Genomic DNA, 18025 nt, shown 5'->3' on the forward strand with positions numbered 1-18025 from the left:
GAAGGTTTAAGCCTCCGCAGCGTCCGCGCCGTTGGCCAAGGCTTCGGGAACACCAGCGTGCTGCTGGCGCGTCCACAGCGACTGGGCTGGAATCTTGGAGCGGTCAACACGGTCGGCGTACTTACGCGCGACTTCCTCCACCTCGTGGAGCAACCCCTCCGACAAAGTGGTCGGCTCCAGGCCGAGCTCGAGGAACGTGTCGTTGGTGACGTGGAGTTCATTCTCTGCGGATTCCTTGCGCGGGTTCGGCACATAAGCCACTTCCGCACCAGAGATCTTCGCCAGTAGTTCTGCCAGGTCACGCACGCGGTGGGTTTCGGTCATCTGGTTGATGATCTTGACGCGCTCCCCGCGTGCCGGCGGATTCTGCAGGGCTAGCTCGATGCAGCGCACCATGTCACGAATGTGAATAAAGGCGCGGGTCTGTCCGCCGGTGCCGTGGACGGTCAGCGGATAACCAATGCCGGCCTGAATGAGGAAGCGGTTGAGCACCGTTCCGTAGTCACCGTCATAATCAAAGCGGTTAATGAGGCGCTCGTCCTTCTGGGTCTGCTCAGTGTGCGTGCCCCAGATGATGCCCTGGTGTAGGTCGGTGATGCGCAGCTCATCATTCTTGGCGTAGTAGGCAAACAGGTGCTGGTCCAGGACCTTCGTCATGTGGTAGACCGAGCCCGGGTTGGAGGGGTAGAGGATTTGCTGCTTGACGACGCCATTCTCGCCCGCATCCACCTGCACATCCAGGTAGCCCTCCGGAATCTTCATACCGGCGGTGCCGTAGCCGTAGACACCCATGGTGCCCAAGTGGGCGACGTGGATATCTTGCTCAGATTCCACGATGGCGGCGAGCAAGTTGTGGGTGGCGTTGATGTTGTTATCCACCGTGTAGCGTTTGGTGCGCGAATTCTTCATGGAATAGGGGGCGGCGCGCTGCTCAGCGAAGTGCACCACCGCATCCGGGCGTTCGGTATTCAGGAACTCCAGCAAGCCGTCGTAGTCCTGGGCCACGTCGAGGTTACGGAAGCCGATGGTCTTGCCGGAAACCTCGGTCCACGCGGCCAGGCGATCCTCAATGGAGGCGATGGGTGTTAAGGATTCCGCGCCCAACTCCTCATCGATGGCGCGCCGGGAGAGGTTATCCACGATGATGACCTCGTGGCCTTGGTCGGAGAGATAAAGGGAAGCGGGCCAACCGCAGAAGCCGTCTCCGCCGAGAATCGCTACCTTCATTTTTTGTCTCTCCACTTCTTGGGTCGGGGTCAAAACGTGCTGTACCAGCAGGGGTCTAGTCTATGTTGACACGCGTAAGTTGGGGGTTCGTTACGTGGCACACTTTTTTCGAACATACCGTTTGCTCGCCTGCGTCGGGGGCGCGCGGGGTAAACAGTAGATGAATGTTCTCTAAGAGCCTGTAGACTAGCCCGCATGCTTGAAGCCGTGCTGAATGCCTTCGCCGATTCCGTCAACGCGCTTCTCATCGGAATCCTGGTGGCCATCGGCATCATGCTTCCGCGGGGGAGCTACCGCAAGATCGCGGCCCTCGTCATCGTCGGTGACTGGTTCGGTGTGCTCACCGCCGCTGCTGTGGTGATGTTCGTCTTCGTCGGCATCCAGGACAAGGTGGCCGCCGCGCTGGAATCACCGCTGCTTGGTTGGGGTCTAGTGGTCATCGGCCTGGGGCTGGGCCTTCTGGCCTGGCGCTCCAAGGGCGAACCCAATGACATGGTGCAGAAACTCCTCGGCCCACTGCGCACGCCCTCGGCCAAGACTGTCGCGGTGGGCTATGCCATGGGCGTTATCCAGTCCTTGACCTCCGTACCCTTTTTCTATGGGCTGATGCACCTTGCTGCCGGGGATTTCAGCAACACCGTTAAATACGGTGGCCTCTTCTTCTACGCCACCTTTGCGCTGTCCTTGCCCACGGTGTGCGGACTTTTCATCGCGCTTGTGCGGGCGAAGCCAGACTCCTGGGCTGGTCGCGCCTTCGCGTGGGCGCGGGAAAACTCTGCAGCAGTGGCACTATGGAGCGGCTACGGCGTGGCCGCCTTCCTGGTGGTGATGGGTCTCGTTGCTCTTGTCTAGCACGCCGGCTGGTGGGCAAGAGTTCAAAAGTGAACTGCCCTAGTTGCCAAAGTTCTGGTCAGTTTTTGCGGCGAGCTCGGGAGTTTTGTCAACAACGGCAGTTGCGGTGCTAGTCGTAGAGGACTTCGTCGAGGGGGAGGGCGTCGCCAAGCGGCGCCTGATTCTTAGCAATGTCGACGTAGCGCGCGGCGTGCGGGATGAAGGCGGCCGATTCCTCAGGGCTCAACTCACGCCGCACCTTGGCGGGCACCCCGGCGGCCAAGGCACCGGCGGGAATGTTTTGGCCCTCGAGCACCACCGCGCCGGCGGCGATGAGAGAGCCTGTGCCCACGGTGGAGCCGGAAAGCAAAGAAGACTTCATTCCAACCAGCGTGCCCGCGCCCACGTGCGTGCCGTGGAGCATGGCCATGTGACCTACAGTGACGTCATCCTCCATCACACACGGCGCAGTGGCTTCGACGTGGATGACGCAGTTGTCTTGGATATTGACGCGGGCGCCTAGGCGGATGGCGCCAACATCCCCGCGCAGCACGCTGCCATAGAACACGGAAGAATCCGGCCCGATGGTGACGTCACCGATGATGGTGGCATTCGGCGCAATCCAGGCGCTGCGGTGGATGCGAGGCGTGTGCCCTTGGAAGGGGAGGATGAGCATGGCGGACTAGCTTTCTTCAGGGGTGGGTTCGACGGACACAGCGAGTGACTCGGAAATTTCATAATCGCCGGGCTCCGCGTTGAGTTGGGACAGCGTCTCTCTTTCTGCAAGCGACAACGGGATGGCCCATCCCTTCTTGGGGTCGTGGACGGGACGCTGTTCTTTAGTCGTGGGGGAGAGATGCACAGTGGTCTGAGGGCCACGTAATTGCGCAGATTCGCCGGAGCGTGCCACTTCACTGAGCACTTGTGCACCGGCAGGGGAGGTAACCAGGATGATGAGACCGCTCGCGGTGTGCACGGAAAGATGATCTAAAGAAACCTCGACGGCGTGGGGATCCGGGGAGGCCAAACGGACAGTGCTGGAGCCGCCAAGCTTGTCGACGACATTCTTAACCGCAGAAAACAATCCCATGGCGCGATCCTAGCGCGGGGGTACCATCGGGCACTGTGATTGACGCGAAAGATACAGCACTCGTCATTGAAGGCGGCGGCATGCGCAATTCCTATACCGCCGCGTGCATCGTCAAACTTCTGCAGGAGGAGGTGGAATTTGGCTGGGTTGGAGGTGTTTCCGCGGGCTCCTCGCACACCGTGAACTTCCTCTCCCACGACGTGAGCCGCTCGGAAGAATCCTTCGTGGACTTTGCCAGGAACCCCAGCTTTGGTGGCTTGGGCTCGCTACTGCGCGGTAGCGGCTACTTCAATGCGGAGTTCATCTATGAGAAGGCCGCCGATCAGGACATGCCCTTTGACTGGGAAACATTTCAGGCCAATCCGGCGCAGATGTGTATTTCCGCCGCCCGCGCTGATACCGGGGAGAGCGTGTACTGGGGTCGCGAAGACATCAAGACCCTGGACGACCTGATGGTGCGCGTTCGCGCGTCTTCGACGTTGCCGCTGATCATGCCGATGCGTGTTATCGATGGCGCGCCGTACGTTGATGGTGCGATGGGGGAATCCGGTGGCATCCTCATCGAGCAGGCGGAGAAGGCCGGGTTTGAGAAGTTCCTGTTCCTGGGGTCGAAACCGCGTGGCTACGTGCGGCCTGAGGTAGGGCGGCCCGCGGCGCTGCGACGAATCTTCCGAAAGTACCCTGCCGTGGCGGAGTCAATGATTGCCCGGCCGCCCCGGTACAACGCCTCCAAGGACCGGCTTCTGGAGCTGGAAAAGGAGGGGCGTGCACAGCTTTTCTTCCCAGAGGATATGCAGGTGGCTTCGACCGAGCGCTCGGTGACTAAGCTGCGCGCGAACTATGAAGCTGGGCGCGCGCAGACCTATGCGGAATGGCCGGCGTGGAAGGAATTTCTCAGCAGTTAAGGGAAACGCTGTGCCTAATCCGCCACGAGTGTTTCGATGGTCAGCTCCGGGTGCTCCTTCTCAATGAAGGCCAGCTTCCACTTATCGCCGAAGAGCGCGATGAGCTCGCCGTCGGTGCGGGTAAAGATTTCTACGCCGCGCTGGCGGCCCAACTCGGGCGCGGATTCGGCGTCGGTGCGGCGCGCCACGGAGTAGGGGATGGGCTCGGTGATGGTCTCCACGTTGTACTCGACTTCCATGCGAGCCTGCATGACCTCGAACTGCATGGGGCCCACCGCGGCCATGACGGGGGCGGCATCGCCACGTGTATCGTTGCGCAGAATCTGGACCACGCCCTCCGCAGCCAGCTGGTCCAAGCCCTTGCGGAATGCCTTGTAATCACCCAAAGACTTCGCGCGCAGGATGCGGAAGGACTCCGGTGCGAACTGCGGCATGGGCTTGAACTGCACCTTCTTGCCGGTGTAAATCGTGTCACCGGGAGCCAAGGAACCGGCGTTGACCAAGCCGACGATGTCACCCGGGTACGCCGTGTCCACGGTGTCACGTGTGCGGCCAAAGACCGTCAGGGCGTACTTGGTGGAGAAGCTGCGGCCGGATTGGGCGTGGTTGACCTGCATGCCGCGCTCAAATTCACCGGAGACCACGCGCATGAAAGCGAGGTTATCGCGGTGCTTGCGGTCCATGCCCGCCTGCACCTTGAAGATGACACCTGAGAACTCATCGGTGACCTCACGGACCTCATCGATAGCGGAGGTGGCGGCCTCGATGGCCTGCGGATCCGAATCGCGGGAGCGCGGAGCCGGGGCGATGGCGCACAGGGTATCCAGAATCTGGTGCACGCCGAAGTTCAGCATCGCGGAGGCGAAGATGAGCGGGGAGGTCACGCATTGCTCGAAGAGCTCTTGGTCGTGCAGGGCGCCGTCCGCAGCCAGCAGCTCTGCCTCCTCCACGGCTGTTTCCCAGGCGTCCTCTTCCTTCGCGGCGGCCTCGTCGGGGGAGTAGTGCTCCTCCGGGGCGATGGTGGAACCACCGGCGGTGCGCAGGAAGTGCACGTACTCATCGGCCTCGCCGTCATCGTTGATGTGGGCCAAGCCGCGGAAGTCGCCGGCGATACCCACCGGCCAGTACAGTGGGGTGGGCTGCAGCTGGATTTCGTTGACGATTTCGTCGACAAGCTCCAGCGGCTCACGGCCCACGCGGTCCCACTTGTTGATCACCGTGATGATCGGCAGGCCGCGGGCCTTGCACACGCGGAAGAGCTTGAGGGTCTGCGGCTCGAGGCCCTTGGCGGCGTCGATAAGCATGACAGCAGCATCCACCGCCGTGAGCACGCGGTAGGTATCCTCCGAGAAGTCCGCGTGGCCCGGGGTATCCACCAGATTGATCATGTAGGGCTCGCCCTCATGGCCCTCGGGTGCGTACTCGAACTGCAGCGCGGAGGAGGCCACGGAAATACCGCGCTCCTTCTCCATCTCCATCCAGTCGGAGACCGTGGATTTGCGGTTGCCCTTGCCGTGCACCGCGCCGGCCTCGTTGATGACGTGCGCGTGCAGCGCCAGCGCCTCCGTTAGCGTGGACTTACCAGCATCCGGGTGGGCGATGACGGCGAATGTGCGGCGGCGGGAAGCTTCGGAGGCAATACTCATGCGGGCTAGTTTAGCCGCTGGCTGCTACCACTCCACATTGAGCTGGCGGCCCAGATCATCGAAGATGCGCCGGGCCACGGAGAGCTTCTTCGCAATCGGCCGCTGCAGGCCTGGCTTGCGCTTCTGGTTGTAGTACTCGCCGGAGTTGAAATGGATGCCTGGTGTGCCGCTGAGGAAGTAGGCCAAGTTCTCCCCGCCCTTGTCCGCCTTGCCCAAGACGTATTGAGCCGCAGCGATCGAATACAGCTTGCTCGTCCTGCTCGTTGAGTTATGCCCGAAGCCAGTATTCAAAATCCCCGGGTGGAAGGCCACGGAAGTAAGCCCGTGGGAGTCGAGGTAACGGGTCAACAGAATATCGCCCAACTTGGCGTTGCCATAGGCGCGCTCGGCACTGAACTTTTCAAAAGTATTCGGGTCACCCGGATCGAAAGAGGAATACAGCATGTTGGCCAACGAGGCGGTCTGCACCACGGTGGCATTGCTGGCCCGCAGCGTATCGCGCAGCAAGGAGGTCAGAAGAAAAGGCGCCACAACGTTGATCTGCCACGTGCGCTCGAAACCATCGGCGGTGGCGAAGGGGCCGTCGAACATGCCGCCGGCGTTATTGCCCAAGGCGTCGATCCGCGGGTATTGGCTCAGCTCCTCGGCGAGGCGGCGCACCTGGCCCAAAGACTCATAATCGGCCACATGAAAGTCGGCGCCGATCTCCTCAGCCACAGCCTGCGTCTTCTCCGGGTTGCGGCCCACGAGCACGAGCGAATCCTGCGGGCGGCGCTGGTGAAGGATACGGGCAGCGGCCGCGCCCACGCCGTCAGAGGCTCCGGTGATGACGATAGTTTTCGGGTCGTTATTCAATGGCAGGCTCTGGCTCGTGCGGCTCATACTTGGACAGTGTAGGACGTTGAGCGTGGTCGCGCCGGGGGTTATTTCGTCCGGGAATGGATTTCCTGCTGGGCCTTGTTGAGACCCTCAGCCACGATGAGACGTGCGGCCTCGGCGGCGGTGGCGATGGTGGAATCGAGCTCAGCGCTGGCGTCGACAGGCGCGAGCACCCAATCCGGGATGGAACCACCCTTGGGTGGGCGCCCGATACCGATGCGCACGCGCAGGTAATCGCGCGTGCCCAAGCGCTCGCTCAGTGACTTAAGGCCGTTGTGGCCGTTTTCGTTGCCGCCCTTCTTAATACGCACCTTGCCGGCGGGCAGGTCGAGCTCATCGTGGATGACGATGATGTTCTCTGCCGCAACGCCCAGCAGCGTGGCCAACGGGGCGATGGGATCGCCAGAGAGGTTCATGTAGGTGTGTGAGCGCAGCGCTACGACCTTCGTGCCCCCAAGCTCGAGCTGTGCCGCGCTGAGTTGGTGTCCGGTGACAGGCTCGAGCATGTCACCAGATTCGGCGAGGAGATCATCCACGGCCATGTACCCCACATTGTGGCGGGTCGCGGCGTATTTCGCGCCGGGATTACCCAAACCCACGATGAGCCACTCGGCGCTTAAATCCGAGGGGTTAAGTCCGGAGGCGGCGGCCTTCTGTGTTTTCTTATTCGGTGCTTCGCCGGCGCGGCCAAAGAGGCGGGTGAAAAAGTCACGGATGGCAGACACAACTACTTCCTTGATGGTTTTCTTTAGGCTGGGTAACCATGAGTCAACTTCTTGAGACTATCACTTGCCCTGTCCTACCTGCTCCGATGGCGGGCGGGCCCACCACGCCTGAACTAGTGGCCGCCGCCGACGCCGCCGGTTCCTTCAGCGCGCTGGGGCTGGGAACCTGCTCCGTCGACGCCGCGCGGGAGGCCATCGCTGCGTGTGCCGGTACGCGCTTCGGGGTCAATATCTTTCACCCGCAGCGCGCACTGACCGAAACGGAACTCGCCGCTGCGCAGTCCCTCGCCGCCGAAGAGGGCGCCGTGCTTGGCGACGTCTCCCTCAACTTCGGCTGGCAGGACAAGCTCGACGCCGCGCTGGAGGGTGGGGCAGCGGTGCTGTGGTCGATGTTCGGCGTCTTTAGCGAGGACGAGGTCGCGCGCATCCATGACGCTGGGGCAGAGGCGTGGACCACGGTCACCAGCCCCGAGGAGGCGCAGGCCGCGGCCGCCCGCGGCATCGATGTGTTGTGCGTGCAGGGCCCTGAAGCTGGCGGGCACCGTGGTGTGTGGGACCCGAGTGCGGAACCCGATCAGCGCCCTCTCGAGGAACTCGTCGCGGCGGTCCACCAGGTCACGGACCTTCCGCTCATTGCCGCGGGTGGTCTGCGCACGGCGGAAGATGTTGCCACGGCCCTGGCCTGGCCGGGGGTAAAAGCAGTCAGCTGTGGTTCCGCCTTCCTGCTGTCCGAGGAGGCGGGAACGAGTGAACACAACCGTGGCCTTCTGCGTCGCGGTGGCCAGACGGTGTCCACCCGCGCGTTCTCTGGGCGCTACGCCCGCGGGCTGGAGACCGCCTACACGCGGGCACACCCGGACCTGCCTTTGGTCTACCCCTACCTCAACGCGCTACTGAAACCTCGTCGCGCCCAGCTTGACGCGGACGTGGACTATTGCCTCGTAGGTGTCGATGTAATGAAACTTGGCGGGGGTAGTGTGGCGGAGATCCTCGCTCAACTACACCCAAACGGGCATGAATAACGGTTAATATTTACGGATGGACAGAGTTTTACACCCTTTTTGACGAGTAAAGGATACAAAGCACGTGACTTCGAACGCGCACATTGGGCACGAGGATTGGAACGAGCGCCTGGAGCTGGCCCAAGAGATGATCCCGCTCATCCACCAGCTGCACCGCAACAATAACGTTGTCACCTCTATCTACGGCCGCCTGCTCATCGGCGTGACCGACATCGACATCATCAAGGCGCACCGCTACGCCCGCCGCATTGCTGAGCGCGAGCTTTCCACCGCAGAGACCCTGCCGATTGTGAAGGAACTGTGCTCGATGAACCTGGGCACCGCCTCCATTGACCTGGGACGTCTGGCCACCGGCTTCGAGGAGTCCGGCTCCGATAACCTGCGCAACTACCTCGAGGAGACCCTCGTGGATCTCGTCGGCGCTGGTGTGGACAAGGAATCCACCGACGTTGTCCTCTACGGCTTCGGCCGCATCGGCCGCCTGCTGGCCCGCATCCTCATTGCTCGCGAGGCTGCCTACGGCGGCGTGCGCCTGCGCGCCATCGTCGTACGCAAGAAGGGCGACATGGATATCTTCAAGCGTGCCTCCCTCCTGCGCCGCGACTCCGTCCACGGTGCCTTCAACGGCACCATCGCTGTTGATGAGGAGAACGAGGTCATCTGGGCCAACGGCACCAAGATTCAGATGATCTACGCCAATGACCCGGCGGACATTGACTACACCAAGTACGGCATCGACAACGCCATCGTCGTCGACAACACCGGTGTGTGGCGTGACCGCGAGGGCCTGTCCCAGCACCTGCAGTCCAAGGGTGTGGCTCGCGTGCTGCTCACCGCTCCGGGCAAGGGCGATCTGAAGAACATCGTCTACGGCATCAACCACGGCGATATCGAGGACTCCGACCAGATCCTTTCCGCCGCATCCTGCACCACCAACGGCATCACCCCGGTGCTCAAGGTCATCAACGACCGCTACGGCGTGGTTCACGGCCACGTGGAGACCGCGCACTCCTTCACCAATGACCAGAACCTCATTGATAACTTCCACAAGGGTGACCGCCGCGGCCGCGCAGCTGGCCTGAACATGGTGCTCACGGAGACCGGTGCAGCCAAGGCCGTGTCCAAGGCCCTGCCGGAATTTGAGGGCAAGCTCACCGGCAACGCCATCCGCGTTCCCACCCCGGACGTTTCCATGGCCGTGCTCAACCTCGAGCTAGAGAAGGAAGCTGACCGCGACGAGGTCAATGACTTCCTGCGCAACGTGTCCCTGCACTCCGACCTGCGCCAGCAGATCTCCTACATCGCTTCCCCGGAGGTTGTGTCCTCTGACTTCGTGGGCTCTACCCACGCTGGTGTGGTCGATGGCCTCGCCACCATCTCCTCCGGCAAGCACCTCGTGCTCTACGTGTGGTACGACAACGAGTTCGGCTACTCCAACCAGGTCATCCGCATCGTTGAGGAAATCGCCGGTGCTCGCCCGGTGGTATACCCGAAGCGCGTCGATGTTTCTGAACTCTAAGAGCTAGAACAAGAACACCGCCCGCGCTGCATGGCGCGGGCGGTGTTGCTGTTTTGAGGGCCTGCTCTGGTTTGCGACCTAGCTTTGCCAGGATGTTTCAAACACGCAACTGCCCGATTTGCCAAAAGTAGGGGCTGAGATTGAAAAATCCGGGCGACTTTCGTCAGATTGGTCGGTTTAGCGGGAAGATAGCGCTCGAGTATGGAGTAAATGCCGTGCGCGCAATGTTGCAGCCACACCGAGCACTGCGGCCAACATCACAGCGACGGCATAGCGCAAAGGTGAGTACGCAACCAAAGGCCAGGCGGGGAAGGCAAGGATCCATAGGCCGGTTTCTGCCAAGACATCGCCGCCTAACGTGATGGAGACGATCGTCCCTACGATTGTGAGGGCGATAGCACTCACGATGCCGAGGCGAATCACCAGTATGAGTGATACGGCCGCGATGACAAAGCCCACCCCAACCGCCAGGGGGAAAGCCAGAAGCTGGGCAGCGATATCGCCACCTGCGAGTGCACTGGTCAGGTATGCGGCAGCGCAAACCGCCACGATGACGGACAAAAACCACATGAGGATTCCGGATGTGCCGAACCGTGTTTCCATATACACCAGCGGCCACGAATCTGACATGCGCGGCCATACGAGGACAGGCAAAATACCTGCGCCGACCGGCAGCAGAAAGAAGTAAAAGAAACCTTCGACGTAGTTAGCGGGATAGAGCAGGGCGACAAAGCCTAGCGCCAGAATGCTGAGCATCAGGCAAGAGAACACCGCTGGGCTAAAAGCTGCACGGTGGAGTCCTAGCAGCGTAGACCACAGCGAGGACTGTGCCGCCGCACGTGGGTGGTTCGTAGGCTGCCATACTTGGGCTTTTTCCACGGTGGTATCAGCCACGTCGGCGTCAGCCTGGGCTTTTGTAGAACGCGTGAAACGGTGTCGCAGCGAGAACATTGGCTGGTATCGTCGCGGTGTGTAGACCGCGGCTAATGCTCCGAGCACGGCGAGGATGACGCACAATATGAAAGCCGGTAGTGGACTGCTGCTTAGAAGTGGGTCGTGTGGTTCAAGAGGCACCGAGTTCTGGTGAATACGCAATGCGCGTAAAAGCAGTCGTTGCGGCCATGCTGGGGGAAAGGCCCACCACTTGCCTGATTCAACAGTGCTCGGAAGGATGCTGAGCATTTGCCACAAGGCCGCAGCAACCAGTGTAAAGGCGAAGCCCAGTCGGCGGGCACAGGCAGCGGAAAGCCCGGCAATGCCAAGTGCACCAAGGAAAGAATAAAGCCCGGCGACGAGGATAAGCTCGTGGTTCTCGCGCCCCTGGATGGCGACAGCGAGCCAGGAACCACCAAAGTTCAGCATGTGGAAGAGCGCAATGCTGGCAATGACGCCGAGAAGCCGGACAGCGTTCTCCCGACGCGGGTTGAGGTTTCTCCACTGCGTCCCGCCGCTGCGGGTAACGGCCTCACGGTGTTCTGGGACCGCAGCGAATAGCGCAACAAGTGGGGCGTACATGCCGGTAACAAATAAGGATTGCCAAGCCAAGACGCCTGTGGCATCACTGTGCACCGATGCCATAGATGAAAAGATCACCGTCATGATGACCAGCGGTAGAGCAAGTAAAGGCAACCACTGTAAGGTGCTTCCACGGCTGCGCAGTAGTTCTGCTGAAAGGTAACTCGGGCGAGGATCAGTAGTGTGCTTAGGCACGTGACTCTCCTCCCCGGTTGGTAGGCGCTTGGGAGGGGTGGCCAGGTGAGGTAAGTCGGAAGAATTCCTCCTCCAACTGACCACGTGGAGCTAGCTCGTGCAGGGAACCGGAATAGCGAATCGTGCCCTCGGCCAAGACGGTGATGTCATGGGCAAGGTGCAGGACCTCTCCAAGTTGGTGGGAGCTGACGATAACGGTGTGCCCAGCCGCGGCTAGTTGTTGTAGTAGCTCTCGCAATTCCTTGATGCCTTGGGGATCGAGGCCATTCTGGGGCTCATCAAGAACAAGTACCTCTGGATCGCCGAGGAGAGCTTGCGCTAACGCCAGGCGGGCCTTCATACCAGTGGAAAAGGATTTCGCCTTCTTGGAGCCAACGCCGTTGAGCCCAGCGATGGAGAGAACCCGGTCAATCTCGGAATCAGGAAGGCCCAGAAGTCGAGCGTGAACGCGAAGATTCGCCGAGGCAGAAAGATGGCCATAAAAGGCTGGCCCGTTCACTGAGGCACCAATGCGGCGAAGCACATTGCGGTTCCAAGGTTGGCCCGCCACGTTGATGGAGCCTGAGTCAGGCGGCAGGAGACCTAAGAGGATGGAAAAGAGCGTCGATTTTCCTGCCCCGTTGCGCCCGAGGAGCGCATGCACGCGGCCCGGGGAGATGCGGAAGGAAACATCATCGAGGACTCGTTGCCGACCAAAAGACTTCGAGATGTGCTCAAAAGAGATATCGCAATTCATAAAATGCAGTATCGCCGGGGCTCATCATAAAGGAATCCGCCTGCATGATGGTCTTCAGCGAGCAGACCTCCTACCGTGGTAGGAGCTTAGGCAACCCCAGCACGCTGCGCTAAGAGAACGAGGGCCACTCGGTCACGTGCGGCGAGTTTAGACATGAGCGCGGAGACGTGAGTTTTCACCGTGGTTTCTGCGATGACCATGTCGGCGGCTATCTCCGCATTTGTAGCACCACGCGCGATGAGCGAAAGCACTTCCATCTCGCGGCGTGTTACAAGACTGAGTCCTTGGCGTTCCTGGGCGCTGAGGTTTTCGCGCGTCAGCGCCGAGCGATAAGCCTCCAGCACTGGGCCGGTTACCCCGGCGGCCAGCACCGATTCTCCTTGCGCCACGTTGCGAACGGCGGTCACAAGAACCTCTGGGTCGGCATCCTTCAGCAGGAAGCCGTGGGCGCCAGCGGAGATGGACCGCGCCACGAGTTCTTCATCATTGAATGTGGTGAGCATGATGATGCGGCACTCGGGCTTGCGCTCGAGTATGGCTTGAGCCGCTCCGATGCCGTCCATGCCGGGCATGCGAATGTCGAGGATAGCCACATCAATGTGGTGGCTTAGTGCTGCTGTCACGGCGTCCGCCCCAGTGGCAGCGGTTGCCGCGACCTCGATGTCTTCTTGCGCAGTGAGGATGGTAGACAACGCTGAGAGCAGCATTGCTTGATCATCGGCCAATAAGACGCGGATTCTAGATCTGCTGTGTGGCATCCTTGGTCTCCTTCATCGGTATCTGTGCGTGCAAGGAAAAGGAATGAGCATTGCCGGAATAGTCGAGGCGACCGCCAAGCGAACGAGCTCGTTCCGCCACTCCGACTAAGCCCACGCCGCTGCCCGCGACGTTGCTTGGCGTGGGATGAGGATTGGTGGAGGTGAGGGTGAGCGCGGCGGCGTCATCAAGTACAAGCTCAACCACGACATGCGTGCCGACGCCCTGATGGCGCAGAGCATTCGTCAAGCCCTCCGTGGTAATGCGCACCAATGCCATCTGCACCAACGACGGCACGGCGTATTCAGCTGGGAGGTTTGCGTCGACTTTCAGCCCAGCAGCGCGGAAGCCTTCGAGGATTCCTTCGATGTGCTCAAGTTGTTGAGCAGGCTCCAGAGCCGTGGGTCGGGGTGAGCGCAAGGCAGCGACGATTCCGCGAACCTCGCGCAGGGCGGTATCCGCATTATCGCGGATCGAAAGAAGTGCTTCTTCAGCCGCGCCGGAGTCCGCAGTCGCTGCAATGATGCCTGCATTAGCCTGAACCTTAATCAGGGTGAGGGAATGGGCAAGGACATCGTGAAGTTCCCGTGCAATGAGGAGGCGTTCTTCTTCTTGTGCTTGGTGGAAGCGCTCGCGCGCTAGTATCTCCCGTTGGCGATCACGGTCAAAATACCGGGCAGCGATGAAATACGTGCTTCCCAGCACCGCCCAGTGAGCCACCACCATGGCAAGGAAGGGTGTGTCGACCTCATAGCGCAGAAGGTAGGTCTCAGTGTCGATGCGCCACATGAAGGGGGAGATAAAGGTACCGATCACGGTGATGAACAGAACCACCCGCGGAATCAGCCTCTGGGTGATGTACCGCGAGGTGGTGTACACGGCCATGGGGGCGGTCAACGCCCATGGGGTGAGGCCGCTATTGGTGGGGAGCTGGTTCATCCATATGACAGCCCAGGCCAGGAGCAGAACTAGGAATCCTGTTGCGCTCACGACAGGCTTCGAGCGCCAGACTAAGAAAAGCGGTATGAACAGTAGCGACAAGAGAGCCTCGAAAACTTCCACCGTTCCGGGGGAGGAAAATGCCAAGGCACAATAAAAGGCCGCTACGAGCCCCGCGACTCCTGCGAGTAGCGCGTCCCCCAAATGCACCGAGGACAGAAAGGTACGCGCGGTGCGGGAAGAGCTCATAGTCGGCCATGGTAGTACATGTCGAAAGTACTACTTCTTCTTTTTGTCCTTCTTTTTCTTGCCCTGCTTCTTGCCGTCGCCGTTGACCTTGGCACGCTCCAAGTCAGCCGCGACATCCGGGACGTAGGCAAAATCGTTGCGCGGCGGGCGGACGTACTCGGCTTCGAGCTCGGGGCGGCTCGGGATCTCAGGTACATCCTGCTCCACGTGCTGATAGGGAACGGTCTTGAGGATGTGGTTTATCACGTTGATGCGTGAACGCTTCTTATCCTCAGACTCCACCGTGTACCACGGGGCGGACGGGGTATCCGTGTGGACGAACATCTCGTCTTTGGCACGCGAGTAGTCCTCCCAGCGGGTGATGGACTGCAGGTCCATGGGGGAGAGCTTCCAGCGGCGCAGTGGATCATTGCGGCGGGACTTAAAGCGTGCGAGCTGTTCCTCATCAGACACAGAGAACCAGTACTTGAGAAGGATAATGCCGTCTTCGATGAGCATGTGTTCCAGCATCGGCGCCTGGTGAAGGAAGCGCACGTACTCCTGCTGGGAGCAAAAGCCCATGACTCGCTCCACGCCGGCGCGGTTGTACCAGGAGCGGTCGAAGATGACGATCTCACCGGCGGTGGGCAGCTTCTCAATGTAGCGCTGGAAGTACCACTGGCCCGCCTCGCGGTCAGTCGGCTTGGGCAGAGCTTCGATGCGGCAGGTACGCGGATTAAGGTACTGCGTAATGCGCTTGATGGCGGAACCCTTGCCGGCGGCGTCGCGGCCTTCCATGATAATGACCACGCGGGCGCCGGTCTCAACGACCCACTGCTGCATCTCGACGAGCTCTGCTTGGAGGCGCTTGAGCTCGTCCTCATAGGCTTGCTTGTCTAGCTTCGGCGGCTTGGTGGCAGACTTCTTAGACTGTGAACTCATACCTTTAAATTTACCTCTTAGCTGGGGAAATGCCTAACCGCAGGGGTTAGAGATGTGCGTGGGATGGAGCTGGGGATCAGACTGGCGATCAGTCAACCTCGTGTTGCGTCACCGCGCCGCTGGCGGCGTCGACATCGAGCTCGTGTTCCTGGCCGTTGGCCTTGAATTCAATCTCCCAGTGCGGGCCCTTGCCATCGTCACCATCGTCGTAGTCGACTTCCTTTTCTGTGACGGCCTGGGCATCAACGCCGGCGTGGGCTAAGGCTTTCTCAAAAGCTTCATCGCCGCTGAGCATGCCGGAGCCCTCTGCGTTGCCGGTGGCCCCGGCACCAGCCGTGCCGGCAGGCTGCTGAGCGTCGTCGTCATCACGGTCATCGTCGCCAGCATCCGTGCCCGTCGCTGTGGCCGTTTCCGTCACGGTTTCCACCGGCGCGGGAGTCGGCGTCGGGGCGGGCTCGGCCTCCTTATCCGACGAGCACCCCACCAGCGCGGTGCTGGCGCAGAGTGCGATGCCGGCGGCGGTGAAACGGGAATGAAGAGTCATCGAGGCTCATCCTCCTCAGTCAATCAGGGGGAATGTGGTGCCCCACCGTATCGAAATCAGAGCGTGCTCGCTGAAGAGCCTGGATATGGCTGAATGTTAACGGCCGTGACAGGTGCAGCCTTCGCCGCAGCCACCGGCAGCAGGGGGCTCACCGAAGCGCGTGGTGTTCTCAATTGCCCCTAGCCCTTCGATGCTAATGCGGGTGCGGGAGCCGTCGCCCAGCAGCGCCTCCTCGCCACGCGCGAAGCCCACACCTTCCGGAGTGCCGGTGGCAATGACATCGCCCGGATTGAGAGGGTAGAGGGAGGAGCAGAAGGCGATGAGTTCGGCCACGGAGAAGATGAGGTCATCGGTGTTGTCGTCTTGGCGCACGTCGCCGTCGACGGTCGTCATAAGCCGCGCGGCCTTGCCCGGGGCCCATTCATCAGCCGTGGTCAACCACGGCCCGAAGCCGGCGGTGCGGTAGAAGGATTTGCCGGCGTGGAACTGCGTGGTGGCGCGCTGATAATCCCGCAGGGTGTAGTCGTTCATGATGGCATAGCCGGCCACGTAATCTAGTGCATCTTTCGTGCTCACCCGGTGCGCGCGGCGTCCCATGACCACGGCGAGCTCTCCTTCGTAGTCCAGCTTCTTCGTGGCATAGGCCGGGACATAAACGTCGTCGAAGGGCCCGGTCAGGGCCTCCGGAAACTTGATGAAGAGCGTGGGCTGTGTGGGAAGCTCGCGCCCCATCTCCCGGGCATGCTTGGCGTAGTTGACGCCAACGCAGATAATCTTGCCGGGGTGGGGGATGACGGGGGCTAGGTCGGCATCGTTGAAAACCACAGGCTCGCCGGACAGCTGCGCGGCCTTGCTCCAATCGGGGCTGGCGAGCAATTCTCCGACGTCCTCATAATCCAGCTCGGTGCCCACGTTGGGGCCGTCGATGCGGATAGCGCAAGTACCAAAACTGGTGCGGAGAGTAGCGAGCTTCATGGCGGCTAGTCTAACGCGCGAAGAATCTCATCGACGGCATCGGCACAGATGATGGGAATCTCGTGGGCCTCCTGCTTAGTCCACGGCTTGAGCACGAATGCGGCCGGATCCATACGGCCGGGCGGGCGGCCGATGCCTACTGAAAGCCGCTGATAATCCTTGGTGCCCAGGGACTTCGTGGTGGAGCGCAGGCCGTTATGGCCGTGGTCCCCGCCGCCGAGGCGTCGCTTGATGGTGGCGAAGTCGAGCTCCAATTCATCGTGGATCACGATGATGTGATCATGAGGAACATTGAAGTATTGGGCGAGTGCCTTGATGGGACCGCCGGACAAGTTCATGAAGCAGCGCGGCTTGGCGACGATCACTTTGGTATCGCCACGTCGCGCTTCGGCGACATCCGTGTTTGTCTTTTTGTGAACGGAAAAGGAAGCGAATAGCTCGTGGGCTAGTTCATCAGCCACGTCAAAGCCGATGTTGTGGCGAGTTCCGGCGTACTTCGGCCCGGGGTTTCCTAGGCCAACGACGAGAAAAGGAGAAGAAGTCACGCAGCCATTCTAAGCCGCTGGGGTGAAGACACAAGAGCGCACCGCCACCTGCACGCTCACCCCCTCGGTATGTAGGGGAGGGAGTGAGAAAGAATGCAGGCAGCGGTGCGCTAGAGAATGAGGAGTGATAAGGAGAGGGGAGTTTTACTCCTCGTCGGCCTTCTCCTCGGCGGCGCCCTCGTCTGCGGACTCGGCGCCAGCCTCAGCGCCGCCGTCCTCGGCAGCCTCAGCGGCAGCCTCGAGCTCCTCATCAACCTGCGGCTCGGAGATGGAGACGATGACGGTGTCTTCCTCGGCCACGAGGGTGGTGCCCTCCGGCAGGGTGATGTCGCCAGCGGTGACCACGGTGCCATCCTCGAGACCCTCGATGGACACGGCGATCTCCTCCGGAATGTTGAGCACGTCTGCCTCGACCAGGAGGACGTCGGCATCCTGGATGGACATGAGGCCCGGAGCCGGCTCGCCCTCGAGGACAACCGGAACCTCGACCTCAACCTTCTCGCCACGCTTAATGGAGAGCAGGTCGATGTGGTCGATGTTGAAGGTCAGGACGTTCTGGTCGACGTGCTTGACCATGACCAGGTGCTGCTCGCCCTCGAGCTCCAGCTCGAACACGGCGTTGACGCCGTGGTTACGGACCAGTGCGGTCATTTCCAGGCGGTCAACGGCGAAGTGCAGAACGTCGACGGCGTGGCCGTAGACAACGCCCGGGATCTTGCCTGCAGCGCGCAGACGGCGAGCGAAGCCCTTGCCAAACTCAGAACGGACTTCAGCCTTCAATACGGGGCGCTCAGAAGCCATAAGTA

At 61.1% G+C, this 18025-nt stretch carries 19 protein-coding genes; 4 read left to right on the forward strand and 15 right to left on the reverse strand.

Going from position 1 to position 18025, the window contains the following annotated elements:
• Nucleotides 1-6: 6 nt before the first annotated feature.
• A complete protein-coding gene (locus HMPREF3056_RS08685; protein WP_070754567.1) occupies nt 7-1227 on the reverse strand; it encodes an NAD-dependent epimerase/dehydratase family protein in 1221 nt (406 codons plus the stop codon).
• 195 nt (nt 1228-1422) lie between these two features.
• Between HMPREF3056_RS08685 and HMPREF3056_RS08690 the strand changes: the two genes are divergently transcribed.
• Nucleotides 1423-2079 (forward strand): sulfite exporter TauE/SafE family protein, encoded by a 657-nt coding sequence (locus HMPREF3056_RS08690; protein ID WP_070754568.1) that lies wholly within the window; start codon nt 1423-1425, stop codon nt 2077-2079.
• 109 nt (nt 2080-2188) lie between these two features.
• Here the strand turns inward: HMPREF3056_RS08690 and HMPREF3056_RS08695 are convergent, their stop codons facing one another.
• Together HMPREF3056_RS08695 and HMPREF3056_RS08700 are read right to left on the reverse strand one after the other, a co-directional pair.
• Complete coding sequence (locus tag HMPREF3056_RS08695) at nt 2189-2734, reverse strand: gamma carbonic anhydrase family protein (RefSeq protein ID WP_070754569.1); 546 nt, start codon at nt 2732-2734, stop codon at nt 2189-2191.
• A gap of 6 nt (nt 2735-2740) precedes the next feature.
• Complete coding sequence (locus HMPREF3056_RS08700; protein WP_070754570.1) at nt 2741-3148, reverse strand: hypothetical protein; 408 nt, start codon at nt 3146-3148, stop codon at nt 2741-2743.
• Between the two features lie 35 nt (nt 3149-3183).
• Between HMPREF3056_RS08700 and HMPREF3056_RS08705 the strand changes: the two genes are divergently transcribed.
• Nucleotides 3184-4053 (forward strand): patatin-like phospholipase family protein, encoded by an 870-nt coding sequence (locus HMPREF3056_RS08705; protein WP_070754571.1) that lies wholly within the window; start codon nt 3184-3186, stop codon nt 4051-4053.
• Between the two features lie 14 nt (nt 4054-4067).
• Here the strand turns inward: HMPREF3056_RS08705 and HMPREF3056_RS08710 are convergent, their stop codons facing one another.
• From HMPREF3056_RS08710 to pth (HMPREF3056_RS08720), 3 genes are read right to left on the reverse strand one after another with little or no spacing between them, the layout of a single operon-like run.
• A complete protein-coding gene (locus HMPREF3056_RS08710) occupies nt 4068-5699 on the reverse strand; it encodes a peptide chain release factor 3 (RefSeq protein WP_070754572.1) in 1632 nt (543 codons plus the stop codon).
• A gap of 24 nt (nt 5700-5723) precedes the next feature.
• Nucleotides 5724-6581 (reverse strand): SDR family NAD(P)-dependent oxidoreductase, encoded by an 858-nt coding sequence (locus tag HMPREF3056_RS08715; RefSeq protein ID WP_070754573.1) that lies wholly within the window; start codon nt 6579-6581, stop codon nt 5724-5726.
• 41 nt (nt 6582-6622) lie between these two features.
• On the reverse strand, nt 6623-7303 hold the full coding sequence (gene pth / locus HMPREF3056_RS08720) for an aminoacyl-tRNA hydrolase (protein WP_049154256.1): 681 nt from the start codon (nt 7301-7303) through the stop codon (nt 6623-6625).
• Between the two features lie 38 nt (nt 7304-7341).
• On the opposite strand from pth (HMPREF3056_RS08720), the gene HMPREF3056_RS08725 reads away from it, so the two are divergent.
• Both HMPREF3056_RS08725 and HMPREF3056_RS08730 read left to right on the forward strand, forming a co-directional pair.
• Nucleotides 7342-8325: a nitronate monooxygenase gene (locus HMPREF3056_RS08725; RefSeq protein ID WP_070754574.1), complete on the forward strand. Its 984-nt coding sequence runs from the start codon at nt 7342-7344 to the stop codon at nt 8323-8325.
• A 64-nt stretch (nt 8326-8389) separates the two neighbouring features.
• The gene (locus tag HMPREF3056_RS08730) at nt 8390-9844 is read left to right on the forward strand and encodes a glyceraldehyde-3-phosphate dehydrogenase (protein WP_049154261.1); all 1455 of its coding nucleotides are present in this window, start codon (nt 8390-8392) and stop codon (nt 9842-9844) included.
• Between the two features lie 177 nt (nt 9845-10021).
• Here the strand turns inward: HMPREF3056_RS08730 and HMPREF3056_RS08735 are convergent, their stop codons facing one another.
• The 9 genes from HMPREF3056_RS08735 to HMPREF3056_RS08775 form a co-directional block, all read right to left on the reverse strand.
• Nucleotides 10022-11359: an ABC-2 family transporter permease gene (locus HMPREF3056_RS08735; RefSeq protein WP_246822495.1), complete on the reverse strand. Its 1338-nt coding sequence runs from the start codon at nt 11357-11359 to the stop codon at nt 10022-10024.
• Between the two features lie 187 nt (nt 11360-11546).
• A complete protein-coding gene (locus tag HMPREF3056_RS08740; RefSeq protein ID WP_049154265.1) occupies nt 11547-12290 on the reverse strand; it encodes an ATP-binding cassette domain-containing protein in 744 nt (247 codons plus the stop codon).
• An 86-nt stretch (nt 12291-12376) separates the two neighbouring features.
• Nucleotides 12377-13048, reverse strand: a complete 672-nt coding sequence (locus HMPREF3056_RS08745; RefSeq protein WP_070546173.1) for a response regulator — start codon at nt 13046-13048, stop codon at nt 12377-12379.
• Nucleotides 13029-14234, reverse strand: coding sequence for a sensor histidine kinase (locus HMPREF3056_RS08750; RefSeq protein WP_070681839.1), 1206 nt, complete (start codon nt 14232-14234; stop codon nt 13029-13031). Before HMPREF3056_RS08750 ends, HMPREF3056_RS08745 begins: the two co-directional genes overlap by 20 nt.
• A 30-nt stretch (nt 14235-14264) precedes the next feature.
• Nucleotides 14265-15155: a polyphosphate kinase 2 gene (gene ppk2, locus HMPREF3056_RS08755; RefSeq protein ID WP_070754575.1), complete on the reverse strand. Its 891-nt coding sequence runs from the start codon at nt 15153-15155 to the stop codon at nt 14265-14267.
• An 88-nt stretch (nt 15156-15243) separates the two neighbouring features.
• Nucleotides 15244-15699 carry a PepSY domain-containing protein gene (locus tag HMPREF3056_RS08760; RefSeq protein ID WP_232745225.1) on the reverse strand — a complete coding sequence of 152 codons (456 nt, stop codon included), beginning with the start codon at nt 15697-15699 and terminating at the stop codon, nt 15244-15246.
• A gap of 96 nt (nt 15700-15795) precedes the next feature.
• The gene (locus HMPREF3056_RS08765) at nt 15796-16674 is read right to left on the reverse strand and encodes a fumarylacetoacetate hydrolase family protein (protein ID WP_049154273.1); all 879 of its coding nucleotides are present in this window, start codon (nt 16672-16674) and stop codon (nt 15796-15798) included.
• 5 nt (nt 16675-16679) lie between these two features.
• Entirely contained in the window at nt 16680-17219 is a 540-nt protein-coding gene (gene pth, locus HMPREF3056_RS08770) for an aminoacyl-tRNA hydrolase (protein ID WP_070510332.1), read from the reverse strand.
• Between the two features lie 144 nt (nt 17220-17363).
• Nucleotides 17364-18020, reverse strand: coding sequence for a 50S ribosomal protein L25/general stress protein Ctc (locus HMPREF3056_RS08775; protein WP_049154276.1), 657 nt, complete (start codon nt 18018-18020; stop codon nt 17364-17366).
• Between the last annotated feature and the right edge of the window lie 5 nt (nt 18021-18025).

The sequence above is a fragment of the Corynebacterium sp. HMSC056F09 genome, assembly GCF_001815785.1.
Classification (GTDB): Bacteria; Actinomycetota; Actinomycetes; order Mycobacteriales; family Mycobacteriaceae; genus Corynebacterium; species Corynebacterium hiratae.